Origin of the sequence: Arthrobacter rhombi (assembly GCF_900163545.1) — a bacterium.
GTDB classification, from domain to species: Bacteria; Actinomycetota; Actinomycetes; order Actinomycetales; family Micrococcaceae; genus Arthrobacter_H; species Arthrobacter_H rhombi_A.
Genome location: NZ_FUHW01000014.1, coordinates 97,927 through 113,346, shown reverse-complemented (window position 1 = coordinate 113,346; position 15,420 = coordinate 97,927). Strand labels below are relative to the sequence as shown.

Sequence of the window (15,420 nt, the reverse complement as noted above, 5' to 3'; positions counted from 1 at the left end):
CCCGGATGAACATGGAACCCCGGCCCACCCCGACCGGGTGGGTCCAGGTCATGGTCCTGCTCGTGGACCGCGACCGTCCTGCCCCCGAATCCGATGGCATCGCGGCTGTGGCTCTTGCTTCGGTGCTGGCATATGCCGCGGATCCCTCCCATCCCGACTGGCAGCGGTGGTTATCGGGCCCCGTCACCAAATCGGTGCGCCGGGCTGATGCAAAAACGTATGCGAAGACGGCCCAGGCGCATCCCGAAGCCATCGAGGCCACCCAGGGCCGGGGACGGGCCCTGGCCCTGCCGCCACTGCCCATGGATGGGTTGCCCAAGACGCTGGCCCGGCTACAGGTTTCCGGAACCCAGCTATCGGCGGGCGCGGCGGAACCGGCGGCCGACGGCCTGCCGATGATCGTGCTCAATCAGGATCTGGGGATGAGTACTGGAAAGGCGGCAGCCCAAGCCGCCCACGCACTGTTCGCCTGGGTGCTCGAGCTCGAGCCGCAGCGGGGAGCCGCCTGGCTCCGGGCTGGCCCCCAGGTCGGCATCAGCTGGAGGGGAGAAGCGGAGTTGCTGGCCGGCACTGTTCTTCCGGGCGCGGGACCACTGATCCGCGACGCGGGGCATACCGAGATCGCTCCCGAGTCGGCGACTGCCTATGTGGCGGTCAACTAGTGTGCCCGCCACCTGGGGCGACGCCCGGAACCCGGCTCAAGGAACCGGTCGCGCCGGACTCAGGCCGCGGGCTCCCAGCCGAAGTTGCGTCGCAGTAGGCGACTCCATTTATTGGCCGGAAGTTCGGGGTTCAACATGGCGATGCCCACACAGTACTTGCTCATGCTGACCGGGCGGATGCCCAGCTCTGACAGTGCGGTGGAGGCCGCACCCCGGCCCGATGCCGTCTTGGTTTCGATCACGAAAAGTTCGGGGCCCTGTAAGGCACGGGCCTCGTCGGTGTAGAGCAGATCGACATCACAGGTCAGCCGTTCGCCGTCGATGGGATCAACGAATGTCGCCCTGCGGTAGTCGCTTTCCATCACCGGGTGCAGCTCGGTGGGAGACATGGAGTATTCGGCGGCGAGCACCCCATCCAGGAAGGCTTGGGCATCGTCGGTGATCCGGCCGGCGTCGTCCATTTGGTGGGGGATCCGGTGTTTGACGGTCGCCCCGCGCCGGCCCTTGGTTTTGATTTCGAACATGCACAGGCCGGTGTCGGCATAGGTGCGGGTGCGGACCTTGAAGCGGCGGCGTCGGCCCTGCCGGTGGGCGCGATACTGCTCGAATTCCGGGGTATCGAAGTAGACGGATTCGTAACGGAAGGTACGCCGTCCATCGATGGTGAGCACCCGGAACCTGTCGTCCAGCTTCGCAGCCAGGGCAGTGAATTGTTCGGGGGTCAGCAGGTACTTATGGTCCACGCGGGTCTGCAGGGCGGCACCCTCGTTGACCTCCTGGAGCCCGATCGGTTCCCGGGCGGCGACGGCGGCTTCCAACGCCTCCCGGGCCTTCACTTGGACCCGTGGCCCTGGTTGGCGTACTCCCGCTCCGCGGCGACGGGTGCGGAAACCCCGGAGGTTTCCTGCTGGCGGGCTGACGCGGTCGTGCGTTCCTGGGCACGCCGGGACGTCTTGGCCGGCAATTCGCGGAAGCGGACGTCCACGACGGTGGTGTCACGCACCATATCCAGTTCCAGCACCACGGTGCGGAGGATCCGTGCCCCGAGCAGCTGCTCCAGGGCGGCATCCATGTCCTGGCTACGCGGGTAGGCGGTGTCCAAGGTCACGACCTGGCGGGTCGTGGTCGCGGCAAAGCGGGGGTGGTCGGCGGCGAACATCACGACCAGCAGGGCGGCGGTGATCGTCGGTGCGAGCCAGGCAGGATCCGGGTGCAGACCATTGACCAGTCCGATGGCCAGTGAAATGAAGTAGTAGGCCACTTCCTCCTGGGTCAGGGTGTTCGAACGTAGTCGGATGATCGACAGGATACCGAACAGGCCCAGGCCCAGACCCGCCCCGGCGTCACTGGTCGTCAACAGCAGGGTGACCGCGAAGATGCCCATGCTCAGTGCGACGTAGGCCAGGGCTAGATCCCGGCGGTGATGCCTGCGGAAGTAGACGACGTACACCAGGACTGCGGTTCCCAGAATATTGGCCAGCAAGGCCATCCAAAACGTAAACATGATTCCCTCTCGTTGCTCTGGTGAACAAGCCTAGGAACCGAAGATGAGACAAAGATGAGACGAGAAGGAGAGAAGAATGAGAGCGCCTTGGCCTGTGGATCGAGCTGGTGGTTCACCCGAGGCGCGTGGCGCTACCGGGCGTCCTCATGCGTGCCGCTGGATTCGGCGATCTGTTTGATCGCCGCGAGTGTTTTCGGGATGCCGTCGAGAGCCTGCTGGGTACGGTTGCTGATCTGGGCGTCCGCGCCGTCGCCGAATTTCTCCTCGAACATCGCGATCCCGTCCGGCAAAAAATCCCACGACTCGCGCAGGATCGTTTCGGTATCCGTCGGGGTCATGGTGAAGCCCCATCGGACGAAGCTGCCACCGACGATCCAGGCGAACTCGCGCCCGCGCTCGGCTGTCACGACCTGTGAGCGCGTCTCCCAGATCCGGTGCGCGAGTTCATTTCGGCCGGTGAACCAGGCTCCGGGCAGCCCGGCGCTGGACTCATCGTCCCACCAGCAGGAGGTACATACCGGGCTCCACTCGCCGGTCCGGCGGATGTCGGAGACCAGATCGTAGAGTATTGGGGCCGTGGCCGCCACCGTGATGGACTGTTCGTGGTGGCGGATGCTTGTCCGGCTCATGATTTGCCCTGTGCCGACTGGTCAGCTTTTCGGCCACCCTGCCAGTCCTCTTGCCGGCCGACACGGGTGGTGTCACCGCCGAGGGCGGCCAGCTGTGGCTGCTCACGCAGGCTGCGCTTGAGTTCGGCGAAACCCGGGAATCTGGCCAGCCCGACCACGTGATCCCACAGCTCGACGGCCGAATCCTCGTCCGGCAGCCGGCTGATCACCGGCCCGAAGAATGCCACACCGGCGGGTGGCTCGAAGTGAATGATGGGCGTGCCGACGTCCTTGCCGGTCAGTGCCAGCGCCTCGTCGGTCTCCTGGCGGATCTCACGGTCCCAGGACTCGTCGTCGAGGGCCTGCGCCAGCGCCCGGGGCAGGCCGGCCTCGTCGAGAATTGGCTCTACGAACTCACGCGTGCCTCGCCGCTCACGCAGCTCACCCTCGCCCCGCTGCTCGGCCGGGTCAGGGGCAGCGTCGAAGATGTGTGCGCCGAGGGCCGCATAAAATCCAGCCACCGAGGTGCGGCCATGCTCCGAACGTGCCCGAGCGGCCACCCGCAGAAGCCTGAGCCCTGCCGTGTGCCCGGCCTCGTACTCCGGCGGAAAATGCGCGTCATAGTCGACCTCGGAATTGATCAGCCGCAGCGAGATGAAACGCCAGTCCACGGTGTAGTCGCGCTGCGCCTGCACTTGCCGCACCCATTTGCTCGTCATCCAGGCGAAGGGGCAGACCGGATCGAAATAGAAGTTGATGGTGGCGCTCATCTATCTACCTTGGCACCGGGTGGCACCCCCCGTCCATGCTGGGCACGGCCGTGGCCCACAAAATGGGCACTCGGAGCTCATCCGAGCGGTCAGCAGATTCAACGCTGAACCGCAGGTCGTGGCGACAGAGGGTGGCACAGGCTCCCGCCCCGGGGCCTATTCGGCGTCGTGATCGGTTTCGAGGATGCCCACCAGCCGGTCCAGGGCCGCATCGGCACCTGCCCCTTCGGCCCGTAGCACCACAGTGGTCCCGTGCTCGGCGCCCAGCCCCATCAGAGACAGGATGCTTGAAGCGTCCATCGCCTCGTCGGCGGGCTCGCCCGGAAGGGCGATGGTGACCTCCAGATCCAGTTCGCCGGCGGCTTCGGCGAAGATGGCTGCCGGACGGGCATGGAGCCCCACGCGGCTGGCGATGGTTGCTGTACGTTCTGCCATGGTTTTCTCCTGTGGTGGTGGTGCGGATGGTAGGTGGTCAGAGTCCAAGCTCGTCCAGTATCGGTAGGGCCGAGCGCACTGCCGTGCGGGCCTGGGCTGGGCCTTCGGCCTCCAACGCCAGGGTGGCCAAGCCGGAAGCTTGTGCGTAGGTGACGGTCCGCAGGACGGCGGCAACGGGGGCCAGGGCCCGGGCGGTCATCGAGAGTGAAGCGATCCCCAATCCCACGAGGACGACGGCGAGGGCCGGGTCTGCGGCTGCCTCCCCGCAGACACCCACGGGTGGGATCGGGCCGGAAGATGTTCCTGCGGCTTCGGCACCGGAGACGGTGAGCCGGATGAGTTCCAAGACGGCCGGCTGCCAGGGATCGTTCAAGGCGGATAAGGGGGCTAGCTGACGGTCGGCGGCCATCGTGTACTGGGTGAGATCATTGGTCCCGATCGAGGCGAAGGCGACCGGACGCAGCACCGATGCGGCACGTACCGCTGCGGAAGGAACCTCAACCATGATCCCGGAGTCCGGCAGCCCGGCTACGGTGCAGAGGGCAGCGAAGTCGGTAGCCTCCTGGGCTGTGGAGATCATCGGAGCCATCACCTTCACCTGGGCCTGATGGGCTGCCGCTGCCTCGGCGATCGCCGCCAACTGCCGGGCGAGGACCCCCGGGGCCCCGGTATCGGTACGGAACCCCCGCACACCCAGTGCCGGGTTCGGTTCGCTGGCATCGGTGAGAAAGGGCAGCGGTTTATCGGCTCCGGCGTCCAACGTCCGCACCACGACCTTCTTCCGAGGAAACTCGGCAAAGACCGCCCCGTAGGCGGCGACCTGCTCATCGTGCCCGGGTTCGGTGTCCCGGCCCAGGAAACAGAATTCGGTGCGCAGCAACCCCACGCCCTCGGCCCCGGCGGCGGCCGCGGCGCCGGCATCCGCCCCGCCACCGACATTGGCCAGCAGAGGCACCCGGCGACCATCCGCCGTCGTACCGTGACCGTCGAAGATCTCCAAGGGGGCCCGCGCAGCAAAGGCCTGGGCCGCAACACGCTGCTCGTCCCCGGGGGCGGTGCAGACGGTGCCTGCGGCACCATCGACATAAATATCGGTGCCCTCGGGGATCGATTCCGCTCCCGTGGCTGCGACGATCGCGGGGATGCCCAAGGCGCGGGCCAGGATGGCCGTGTGGGACTGGGGGCCGCCCTCGCTGGTGACCAGGGCGATGACGCGGACCGGATCCAAGGTGGCGGTGTCGGCGGGCGCCAGATCCCGGGCCAGCAGGATGAATTCTGTTGCCGAATCGGGGATCCCGGGCGCGGGGACCCCGCGGAGTTCGGCGATGATGCGCGAACGGACGTCGTAGACGTCGGCAGCCCGTTCTGCCATATAGCCACCCAACGACGTCAGCATTGCCGCCACCGTTTCTGCTGCCTCCCAGATGGCCGGCTCGAGCCCGCGGCCGGCGGCCAGAGCCTTTCCTGCGGTTTTGTGCAGCATCGAGTCGGTGGCCATCAGTGCGGTCGCCGAAAGGACGTCGGCCCCGGCAGGATCGGCTTGTTCGGCCCGGGCGCGCAGGCCCGCGGCGACGGCCTGTCCCGCCTGCTTCAACCGGGCCGTGGAGTCCTCGACATAGCCGGGAGCTTGGCGTACCGAGGCATCAGTGTCCTGCGGGGAGTCGATGGCATCTGCCATGCGGCGGACCGGGCCCAGGATGCGGCCGGGGCTGACGCCGATTCCGTGAAGGGTGCTCATCTGCCTGTCCTTACTGCTGTGGTGTTCTGGGGGTGTCGTGGGTGGTTGCGCCTAGGCGGAGACCGGTACCCGCTGGTCCCGGACGGCGGGCTTGCCCTTCACCGCGTAGCGCTTCAAGGCCAGGACGGCCAGGGCGGAGATGATCATGCCCACGATGATCGAGACGATGAACATGGCCAGGTTGCCGATCGCGAAAGCGACGAACAGGCCGCCGTGCGGGGCCTGGCTGGTGACGTGGAAGCCCATCACCAGGGCGCCGGTGACGCCTGCGCCGAGCATGCTGGCGGGGATGACGCGCAGCGGGTCGGAGGCAGCGAACGGGATGGCGCCCTCGGAGATGAAGGCGGCGCCGAGCAGCCAGGCCGCCTTGCCGTTCTCCTGCTCGGCAGTGGTGAACCGCTTCTTGTCCAGGGCGGTGGCCAGGGCCATGGCCAGCGGGGGCACCATGCCGGCGGCCATGACCGCGGCCATGATCTCCCAGGGGGCTTGGTTGGTGACGGAACCCGTGCCCAGGCCGGCGACGGCGAACGCGTAGGCGACCTTGTTCACCGGGCCGCCCAGGTCAACGGCCATCATCAGTCCCAGGATGAGTCCCACCAGTACCGCTGCGGAGCCCGACATGCCGGAGAGCCAGTTGTTCAACGCGTTGCTCAGGGCCGCGATGGGCCCGCCGAGGAACAGGAACATGACGCCGGAGGCCAGAATGGAGCCGATCAGCGGGATGATCACCACGGGCATCAGTCCGCGCAACAGCTTCGGGACCCGCCAGTTGCCGATCCAGCGGGCGATGACACCGGCGAGCAGGCCGCCGACGATGCCGCCCAGGAAGCCGGCACCCATGAAGCCGGCGACGGCTCCAGCGGTGAAGCCCGGCGCCAGACCGGGGCGGTCCGCCAGCGCGTAGGCGATGTAGCCGGCGAGGACCGGGACGAGGAAGCCCATCGACAGGCTGCCGATCTTGAACGCCACGGCGCCCAGGTAGATATGCAGGCCGCCATCGGGCAGGTTGAACAGGTTGTTCTGCAGACTGACCTTGTCGGCGACGTCGGTGATGTCGTACCCGCCGATCGCGAAGCCCAAGGCGATGAGCAGGCCACCGCCAGCGACGAACGGGATCATGTAGCTCACGCCGGTCAGCAGCGAACGCTTCAGCGCAGCGCCGATCCGCTCGTGGCCCTGGCCCGACTGGCCGTCCGTCTCGGAGGTGCCCGTCCCTGCCGGTACCCGGCGGGCCTGCGGGTTGTCAGCTGCGGCCAGGGCATCGGCGACGAGCTTGGCCGGCTCGTCCACGCCTCGCTTCACGGGAACCTGGATGACGGGGAGCCCGGCGAAGCGGTCCTTATGGCGCACGTCGACGTCCACGGCGAAGATCACCGCATCCGCCGCGGCGATGACTGCCGGGTCCAAGGGGGTCGAGCCGGCGGAACCCTGGGTCTCCACCTGGAGGTCCACTCCCGCTTCGGCAGCCGCTGCGACGAGTGAGTCGGCGGCCATGTAGGTGTGGGCGATCCCCGTGGGGCAGGCAGTCACGGCAACCAGGGTACGACGGCGGGCGGCCGGCTCTGCGGCTGCTGGTGCCGTCGTGTTCGCGGTGCTGACCGCCGGCTGGGTCGGTGCCGGGGAAATGGCGCCCTGGACCAGCTCCACGATCTCGGAGGGATTTCCGGCTGAACGCAGTGCTGAGGTGAAGTCCTTCTTGACCAGGGAGCGGGCCAGTTTGGCGAGCAGCTTCAGGTGTTCTTGGTCGGCTCCCTCGGGGGCGGCGATGAAGAACACCAGATCGGCGGTTCCGTCCTTGGCGCCAAAATCAACGGGTGGGGACAGGCGGGCCATCACCAGGGTGGCCTCGGTGACCGCCGCCGAACGGCAGTGCGGGATGCCGATGCCGCCGGGGACGCCGGTGGCGGTCTTGGATTCGCGGGCGATGCCGTCCGCGGCCAGGTCCTCCGCGCTGGTGGCGCGGCCCGTCTCGGTGACGACCGCCGCGAGCGCTCGAATAACGTCGGCGCTGGTGGGGCCGAGATCGCGGTCCAGGAGGACGAGATCTTCGGTGATGAGCTCGGACATGCTTACTCCTTGGGAGTTTGGGTCGATGAGGCCAGCAGCTGGCCGGTGGGTGCGGCGGTCAGAGGCGTGACGGTGACGGATTCCGGCGAGGTCTGCTCCGGGGTGGGGATCAGCGAACCGGGGAGGGATGCCGCTGCCGCACCGTAGGCGACAGCGGATCGGAGGCATTCGGGCGGTGTGGCGCCGCGATCGTGGGCGATGAGGTAGCCGGCGAGGGATGAATCCCCGGCGCCGACGGTACTGCGGGCCCGCACCGGTGGGTGGGTGGCCCACCAGGCCCCGTCGACGGTGGCGAGTACCGCGCCCTGGGCGCCCAAGGTCGCCAGGACGGCAGCGGTTCCCCGTTGAACTAGCTGGCGGGCTGCACTGGCTGCCAGCTCGGGCGAGGCCTCCAACTCTGCGGCGTTGTGGGTCCCGGCCAGGCTGGCCAGTTCTTCGGCATTGGGTTTGATCAGGTCCGGGAGCGGGCCGGATCCGGCGTATAGATCGCTGAGCGGAGCATCCGAGGTGTCGACGGCGAGCAGCGGCCGGCTTGCGCCGAGGACCTCATGCAGATGGGCGACTATTTTTGCGTAGTAGTCGGTCGGCAGGCCGGGAGGCAGCGAACCGGCAAGCACCACCCAGGAGGAGCCGTTCGCCGTCCGGACCAGGGCTTCGGTGAGGGTCGACTGTTGTGCGGGACCGAGGGTGGGGCCCGGTTCGTTGACCTTGGTGGTGGTTCCATCGGGTTCGGTGAGCGTGACGTTGCTGCGCAGTGGTTGTCCGATGGGCAGGGCCCGGTGCGGCAGCTGATCGACGCCCAGACCGATCACGACGGGGTCCGTGGCGTCCCCGGGGAGCACGGCCAATGTCGGGACCCCGGCGGCGACGAGCCCCCGGGCGACGTTGACCCCTTTTCCGGCAGCCTGTGCGTCGGCTCGGAGGGCTCGCTGGACGGCGCCCCGGATCAGCATGGCGCCCAGATCGATGGTTCGGTCCAGGCTGGGATTGGCGGTAAAGGTGGTGATCATGCCAGGGTCACGTCCACGTCGGCCCGCTCCAGGGCGGCGGCCAGATCGGGGCCGGGGGCCGTGTCGGTGACCAGGGTGTCCACCTGGTCCAGTGCGGCGAAGCGGATGAGGGTCTGTTCACCGAGTTTGCTGGAGTCAGCCAAGACGACGACGCGGCGCGCGCAGGCGACGATCGCTGACTTCACCGCGGCCTCCAGCGGATCGGGGGTGCTGAGCCCGAAGTCGGCGTCGATGCCGTTGGCACCGATGAAGGCGATATCCGGGCGCAGGGCGCGGAATTGGTCAATGGTTGATGCGCCGGTCGCGGCGCTGGTCAGGGCGCGGACCCGACCTCCGATGACTTCGAGCTGGAAGGAACCGCTGGCGGCCACCCGGTAGGCCACGGGTACGGAATGTGTGAGGACCAATAAATCCGCGGCACGGGAAGTGCCCAGGCTGGAGCCCATGGCCTGGGCGAACAGTTCCGTCGTCGTTCCCGCGTCGAGGACCACCGACGTGGCACCCGCCGGCAGCAGTTCCACGGCGGCGGCGGCGATGCGGGATTTCTGCTCGTGGTTCAGCGACGTCCTGACGCTCAAACTTTCCTCCACGGTGCTGGTGGTCCGGGTGGCTACCGCCCCGCCGTGGACGCGTCGTAGGATCCCTTCCTGTTCCAGCTGGGCCAGATCCCGGCGAACGGTTTCACGCGTGATGTCCAGTTGCTGGGCCAGCTCGGCGACGGTGACCCGGCCTTGGCTGGCGACGCGGTCGCCCATCACACGGTGTCGCTCCTCGGCGAACATGGCGCTTTCCCTTCGGTGGCCTTCATCACAACTTATCTGTGTTTCGTTGACTTTAGGGGGTGCTCTAACCAGAAGTCAACAGATAAAAAGAGATACCAACATAAACGGGCTTTGGTGAAGAATGTCTCTGCTTGCTGTCGCTCTCTGCCCCATCAGCGGCTTGCCTCGGCGTTCGTGCTGCGGTTGGCTAGGGTGATGGCCTCCTTAATCGAAGATTACGCACTGCTTTCCGACCAGCGCACCGGCGCATTGGTGTCCGAATCCGGCAGTGTCGACTGGCTCTGCTTCCCGCGCTTCGATTCCGATGCGGCCTTCACCTCCCTGCTGGGCGACTCCGAGCATGGTCGCTGGCTGCTGGCCCCCGCCGGTGCCGCAGATGACTGCGAACCAGACCATCCGGCCCGGCGCTCCGAACGCGTCAAGGCAGCGCGGGCTGCTGGTGTCGCCGATGCAGAATCTGCAGGCGACCCGGCCGATGACGGGCGCCCCGTCGTCGTTCAGCGCACCTACATCGACTCCACGTTCGTGCTCAGAACCCTCTGGAAAACAGTCGAAGGTCAGGTCCTCGTCACCGATCTGATGCCTGTCGGGGCCCGTAGGGCCTCGATCGTGCGCCGGGTCGAAGGCCTCGTCGGCAGTGTGACCATGCACCAGGAGATCAGCTTCCGCTTCGGCTACGGATCGGTCATCCCCTGGGTTCGGCGGCACGAAGACGAATCCACCGGGGTGACGTCGATCGTCGCAATGGCCGGCCCCGACGCCATGGTCCTGCATGGCGACCGGCTGCCCCATGGTGAGGACCACCGCCACGTCGGTGACTTCATCGTTTCGGCGGGCGAAGCTGTCGATTTCGAGCTGAGCTGGTTCCCCTCGCACCGCAAGGTCCCCTCGCGGATCGATCCCGGAGCAAGTATCCAGGAGACCGTCGCCTACTGGCAGCACTGGTCCCGTGATATCCCGACCCAGGACTCCTACCACGACGTGGTCAAGCGCTCGGTTCTGGTACTGCGGGCGCTCACCCATGAGGCCACGGGAGGGATCGTCGCGGCACCGACGACTTCACTTCCTGAAGACTTCGGAGGTGAACGGAACTGGGACTATCGCTTCTGCTGGTTGCGCGATGCCGCCCTGACCCTCGAAGCGATGATGACCCACGGCTACGAGAAGGAAGCGCTGAAATGGCGTGACTGGCTTCTACGTGCCGTCGCCGGTGACCCCGAGGACCTGCAGATCATGTATGGGCTGGCCGGGGAACGGCGGTTGCCCGAACGCGATCTGGACCACCTGCCGGGATATGAGGGATCGCTGCCGGTACGCGTTGGAAACGGTGCTGTGGACCAATACCAGGGCGATGTCGTCGGTGAGGTGCTCGTGGCGCTGGAAAAACTGCGGAACATCGGTGGCGTCGAGGACCATTTCTCCTGGCCGTTGCAGAAGACCCTGCTCGGCTACGTCGAGAAGCATTTCGAACATAAGGACCACGGCATCTGGGAGATGCGCGGGGACCTGCAGTACTTCACCCACTCGCGGGTGATGATGTGGGCCGCGTTCGACCGTGGCGTGCGGGCGGTGCGTGAACACGGGCTCGACGGCGATGACGCCTCGTGGGCGCAGCTGCGCGATCGACTCCATGAGGAAATCATGGAGCAGGGCTTCAACACCGAGGAGAACTGCTTCACGCAGACCTACGGGGACACCGAGGTGGACGCTTCGCTGCTGGTGCTTCCCCAGGTGGGTTTCATCGAATACGACGATCCGAAGATGCTCGGGACGGTGGAGCGCCTCGAGCGCGATCTCATGGACGCGTCGGGACTGCTGTTGCGGTACCGGACGTCGGCGGGGCATGACGGGCTGGCCGGCGACGAACACCCGTTCCTAGCCTGCTCGTTCTGGTTGGTGGAGCAGTACGCCCGGACGGAGCGGATCGAGGACGCCCGGCGGCTGATGGACCAGCTGGTGGGATATTCCAACGGACTGGGTCTGCTCGCCGAGGAATACGACACCGTCAGCGGGCGAATGGCCGGGAACTTCCCGCAGGCCTTCTCGCATCTGACCCTGATCCGGGCAGCGGATGCGATCAACGGGTACTCCCTGCGCAATCGCTGAGTCGTCAACGGGGAGTGACGAAGTGGTTACCCGCGGGTAACATGAGCATATGCACATGATTTTCCGCCTCCTGCTCATGCTCCTGCAGGCCCGCCGCCGGCCGAAACTTGATCTGTTCGACGTCGATTCGATGCCGATGCGTGCCCTGCTCACCGATATCGACGTCGCCGGGCATATCAACAACGGCATGTATTTTTCGATCTTCGACCTCGGGCGATTCGACCTGATGGTCCGCGCCGGAGCGTGGGACACGATGAGGCGTCGTCGCTGGACCCCGGTGGTCCAGGCGGAGACCATCACCTTCAGGAAGTCGGTGGTCTTCAACCAGAAGTTCAGCGTTGAAACACGTATTGCCGGCACGGATGAGCGCAGCATCTATTTCGAGCAGCGGATCGTCGCCGGGGGCGAAATCTATGTCAGTGCCCTGATCTGCACCCGCCTGCTGGGGCGCCAGGGGCCGCTGACCAACGAAGAGATCCTCTCGGCCTTCGGTGCCGCGGTGCCCGAGGACCTGCACCTGCCGGAGTGGGCGACGCGGTGGCGCGAATCGACGGCGCTCCCCGGGGCGCGCAAACCCGCCCCCCACACGTGGGGTCGGCGGGTCCGCAGCTAGCCGCGGTGCCGCTTCGTGGACAACAGCAAGCCTCTGGTGCAAAAATCGGCGCATGAACGATCTGCTGGCGACGGCTCCTGCATCGCGGTCCCTCCGCCCCTTCGCCGCCGACGATGAGCCGTTTGTGGCGATGCTGGCCACCGATCCACGAGTGACACGATATGTCGGCAACGGGGCCACCTGGAGTCCCGAGTACGTGCGCCGACGCGTGACCGAAGCGCTGGCAGCGCTACCGGGCGGTGATCCGGCGGCCGTGCGTTGGTTCATTGGCCTCGAAGCTGGCCGCCGTGTGGGGCTGGTGGTCTCCTCGCGTCGTGGCGCTGTCGTGGAAGTTGGTTATTGGGTCTGCCCCGACGCCTGGGGGCGGGGGGTCGCCAGCTGGATGCTCGGCGCGGCACTGGCACCGATCCGGTCGGTGTTCGGAGATCGGGAGCTGCTCGGCAGGGTCCTGCCCGGAAACCAAGCCTCGATCCGGGTTTTGGAATCCCAGGGGTTCGTGCTCGACCCCGGCGAAGGGCCCGATCTGCGCTACGTTCGTTCGGTCGCCTAGGCCGGGGCCGGGGCCTCAAGAGCGAATTCGGCGAGTTGTCCGCGGATGCCATCAAAATGGCGATGCATCAACCGCGCGGCTGCCGGCTTGTCCTTGGACCGCACCGCGTTGAGGATGTCGCGGTGGATTTGAGCCGTTTCCGTCAGGGTGGTCCCCGGGGTATTGCCGCCCAGGCTGTCGATGGCTTCGTGGATCGTGCGGTAAACCTGCCAGAAGACTCCCAACAGGTTGGTCAACAATTCGTTCTCCAGACAGGAAAACAGCAGGCGGTGGAACTCCTGGTCGATCTCGACGAAGGTCCGCCCATCGAGGGCGTGGGCTTCCATCTGGACGACCAGGGTCGTCAGTTCGTCCAGCCGACTCTCATCGAGGGCGTCGATGGCCGAGCCGATCAGACCGGACTCGAGGGCTTGCCTGACCTCGACGAGTTCGTGCGCCTCGTGGCCCTTATGGCGTAACGACATCCGTCCCCGGAAGGTGAGGCTATCGGCCAGGGCGACCAGGTTGTTGCCGGCGACGAAGGTACCGAACCCGTGCCGAATCTCCACGACACCGAGGGCCTGGAGGACCTTGATGGCCTCGCGCAAGGTATTGCGGCCTACGCCGAGCTCCTCCGTTAGCACTGCCTCGGTGGGTAGGGCATCCCCGGCCCTGAGGCCGCGGTCGATGATCAGGTCCATGAGATCCGTGGTCAAGGCGCGCAGACGTTCCTGGGCGCCGAGTCGGGTGTGACGTGCAGGAGCACTCAAGGCAGGCTTCCTTTCCCGGGGAGGGAGCGATCCGGTGTAAATGGCCCGCTCGTTGATGACTGACGAAGTGTGGGCGACACCACTTGACCATTGTCTGTGATGACGCTTACAGTCTACATGAATACGTCGGACATCCTACGTCCGACTTCTACCGTACAGAAGAGGTAAAACGTGCCCCTCAACAACCTGGCGGCCACCGAAGGCAGCCGACGCAACTTCCTCAAGGTCTCCGGCTTGATGGGTGTCGCAGCAGCCTTCTCGGCTGGTATTGCCGCCTGCAGCAGCCCCGATTCCGCAGGAGCCGGAGCAGCTTCCGCGGCGGCAGGCACGGGCACGATCGAGGCAGGCATTTCCTACGCCCTCTCGACGGGATTCGACCCGATGACGTCTTCGGGCGCCACCCCCTTCGCCGCGAATCTACATATCTTCGAAGGTCTGGTCGACCTCCACCCGGCAACCCGTGAGCCCTACCTGGCGCTGGCGGCAGCCGAACCGAAGGAAGTGGACGAGACAACGTGGGAGGTCAAACTCCGCTCCGGCGCGACCTTCCACAACGGCGATGACGTCACCGTGGACGACGTCGTCTACTCCTTCGAGCGCGTCCTCGACCCCAAGAATGCTTCGCTCTTCGCCCAGTTCGTGCCGTTCATCAAGTCCGTCAAGGCCAAGGGTGAGGACACGGTGGTGTTCAACCTCGAATACGCCTTCCCGCTGTTCGCCACCCGCATCTCGGTGGTGAAGATCGTCCCGAAGAAGATCGCGTCCAAGGACCAAGCAGGTTTCGATGCCAAGCCCATTGGCTCGGGCCCGTACCAGCTGGTCTCGGCGACCAAGGACGACAAGATCGTCTTCAAGAAGTTCGACGACTACAACGGCAAGTACCCCGCAGGTGCTGCCGATATGACGTGGTACCTCCTCTCGGACGCCGCGGCCCGGGTCACGGCCGCCGAATCCGGACGCGTCGCGGCCATCGAGGACGTTCCCTACCTCGACGTGGACCGTTTGGATTCAAAGATCACCGTGAAATCGGTCCAGTCCTTCGGGCTCCTATTCCTCATGTTCAACTGCACCAAGGCCCCCTTCGACAAGAAGGAGGTCCGCCAGGCGCTGCACTACGGCATGGACACCGAGTCGATCATCAAGACCGCGCTGCTAGGCAACGCCAAGCCGGCCACCTCCTACGTCCAGGACACCCACCCGCAGTATGTGGAAGCCGATACGGTGTACGGCTACGACCAGTCCAAGGCCGAGTCGCTGCTCAAGGAGGCCGGCGTCAATAAGCTCGAATTTGAGCTGCTGACCACGGATACCTCCTGGGTCAAGGACGTTGCCCCGCTGATTCTGGAGTCCTGGAATAAGATCCCTGGCGTCAAGGTCACCTTGCGGAGCCTGCAGTCCGGAGCCCTCTATGACGAGAACGTCGACTCCGGCAAGTTCTCGGTGGTGGCAGCACCCGGTGACCCTTCGGTCTTCGGTAACGACATGGACTTGCTGTTGAGCTGGTTCTACCGGGGCGACGTATGGCCCAAGAACCGTTTCCGCTGGAATAAGACCGCCGAGTACAAGGCGGTCCAGAAGAAGCTCGACGAGGCCGCTACGGCTGAAGACGAGGCGAAGGCGGAAGCCGCCTGGAGCGAGGTCATCAACATCCTCGCCGAGGAGGCGCCGCTGTACCCGATCTTCCACCGCCAGCTGCCGACCGCCTGGGACGAAGACAAACTCGAGGGCTTCGAGCCGCTGCCGACCACCGGCGTCTCCTTCCTCGGGGTTACCCCCACGGCCTAGCGCCGCCCCGGCAGGGGTGCCGCCGGCGAACGTCCGGCGGC

15 protein-coding genes are annotated in these 15,420 nt (G+C 66.2%); 5 read left to right on the top strand and 10 right to left on the bottom strand.

All coding sequences use genetic code 11. The annotated features are described in order from the left end of the window. The first annotated feature begins 5 nt into the window (after positions 1 to 5). Positions 6 to 662, top strand: coding sequence for a peptidyl-tRNA hydrolase (locus FM101_RS03255; RefSeq protein ID WP_241895457.1), 657 nt, complete (start codon positions 6 to 8; stop codon positions 660 to 662). Positions 663 to 721: 59 nt separating this feature from the next. On the opposite strand, the gene FM101_RS03250 is transcribed toward FM101_RS03255, so the two are convergent. The 9 genes from FM101_RS03250 to FM101_RS03210 form a co-directional block, all read right to left on the bottom strand. Continuing rightward, positions 722 to 1,498, bottom strand: a complete 777-nt coding sequence (locus FM101_RS03250; protein WP_086995382.1) for a polyphosphate polymerase domain-containing protein — start codon at positions 1,496 to 1,498, stop codon at positions 722 to 724. Continuing rightward, entirely contained in the window at positions 1,495 to 2,166 is a 672-nt protein-coding gene (locus FM101_RS03245) for a DUF4956 domain-containing protein (RefSeq protein ID WP_086995378.1), read from the bottom strand. The genes FM101_RS03250 and FM101_RS03245 overlap by 4 nt, the downstream gene beginning before the upstream one ends. Before the next feature lie 131 nt (positions 2,167 to 2,297). After that, positions 2,298 to 2,795, bottom strand: a complete 498-nt coding sequence (locus tag FM101_RS03240) for an SRPBCC family protein (protein WP_086995375.1) — start codon at positions 2,793 to 2,795, stop codon at positions 2,298 to 2,300. Beyond that, complete coding sequence (locus tag FM101_RS03235; RefSeq protein WP_086995370.1) at positions 2,792 to 3,544, bottom strand: hypothetical protein; 753 nt, start codon at positions 3,542 to 3,544, stop codon at positions 2,792 to 2,794. Before FM101_RS03235 ends, FM101_RS03240 begins: the two co-directional genes overlap by 4 nt. Positions 3,545 to 3,700: 156 nt before the next feature. Then, positions 3,701 to 3,979, bottom strand: coding sequence for an HPr family phosphocarrier protein (locus FM101_RS03230; protein WP_086995367.1), 279 nt, complete (start codon positions 3,977 to 3,979; stop codon positions 3,701 to 3,703). Between the two features lie 37 nt (positions 3,980 to 4,016). Continuing rightward, entirely contained in the window at positions 4,017 to 5,717 is a 1,701-nt protein-coding gene (locus FM101_RS03225) for a putative PEP-binding protein (protein WP_086995364.1), read from the bottom strand. A 51-nt stretch (positions 5,718 to 5,768) separates the two neighbouring features. Then, positions 5,769 to 7,784, bottom strand: coding sequence for a PTS fructose transporter subunit IIABC (locus FM101_RS03220; RefSeq protein ID WP_086995360.1), 2,016 nt, complete (start codon positions 7,782 to 7,784; stop codon positions 5,769 to 5,771). A gap of 2 nt (positions 7,785 to 7,786) precedes the next feature. After that, on the bottom strand, positions 7,787 to 8,794 hold the full coding sequence (locus FM101_RS03215) for a 1-phosphofructokinase family hexose kinase (RefSeq protein WP_086995357.1): 1,008 nt from the start codon (positions 8,792 to 8,794) through the stop codon (positions 7,787 to 7,789). Then, on the bottom strand, positions 8,791 to 9,576 hold the full coding sequence (locus tag FM101_RS03210) for a DeoR/GlpR family DNA-binding transcription regulator (protein WP_086995355.1): 786 nt from the start codon (positions 9,574 to 9,576) through the stop codon (positions 8,791 to 8,793). Before FM101_RS03210 ends, FM101_RS03215 begins: the two co-directional genes overlap by 4 nt. A gap of 195 nt (positions 9,577 to 9,771) precedes the next feature. On the opposite strand from FM101_RS03210, the gene FM101_RS03205 reads away from it, so the two are divergent. Genes FM101_RS03205 through FM101_RS03195 form a run of 3 tightly spaced genes read left to right on the top strand, consistent with a single transcriptional unit; the run spans position 9,772 to position 12,845 of the window. Next, positions 9,772 to 11,682 (top strand): glycoside hydrolase family 15 protein, encoded by a 1,911-nt coding sequence (locus FM101_RS03205; protein ID WP_086995352.1) that lies wholly within the window; start codon positions 9,772 to 9,774, stop codon positions 11,680 to 11,682. Positions 11,683 to 11,731: 49 nt separating this feature from the next. Further along, positions 11,732 to 12,295 carry an acyl-CoA thioesterase gene (locus tag FM101_RS03200; RefSeq protein ID WP_086995347.1) on the top strand — a complete coding sequence of 188 codons (564 nt, stop codon included), beginning with the start codon at positions 11,732 to 11,734 and terminating at the stop codon, positions 12,293 to 12,295. 52 nt (positions 12,296 to 12,347) lie between these two features. Next, positions 12,348 to 12,845 (top strand): GNAT family N-acetyltransferase, encoded by a 498-nt coding sequence (locus FM101_RS03195; protein ID WP_086995344.1) that lies wholly within the window; start codon positions 12,348 to 12,350, stop codon positions 12,843 to 12,845. Here FM101_RS03195 and FM101_RS03190 read toward each other — a convergent pair. Continuing rightward, the gene (locus FM101_RS03190; protein WP_241895456.1) at positions 12,842 to 13,594 is read right to left on the bottom strand and encodes a FadR/GntR family transcriptional regulator; all 753 of its coding nucleotides are present in this window, start codon (positions 13,592 to 13,594) and stop codon (positions 12,842 to 12,844) included. The two genes, FM101_RS03195 and FM101_RS03190, sit on opposite strands and share 4 nt — an antisense overlap. Positions 13,595 to 13,765: 171 nt before the next feature. On the opposite strand from FM101_RS03190, the gene FM101_RS03185 reads away from it, so the two are divergent. Then, positions 13,766 to 15,379 (top strand): ABC transporter substrate-binding protein, encoded by a 1,614-nt coding sequence (locus FM101_RS03185; protein ID WP_179204210.1) that lies wholly within the window; start codon positions 13,766 to 13,768, stop codon positions 15,377 to 15,379. The last annotated feature ends 41 nt before the right edge of the window (positions 15,380 to 15,420 follow it).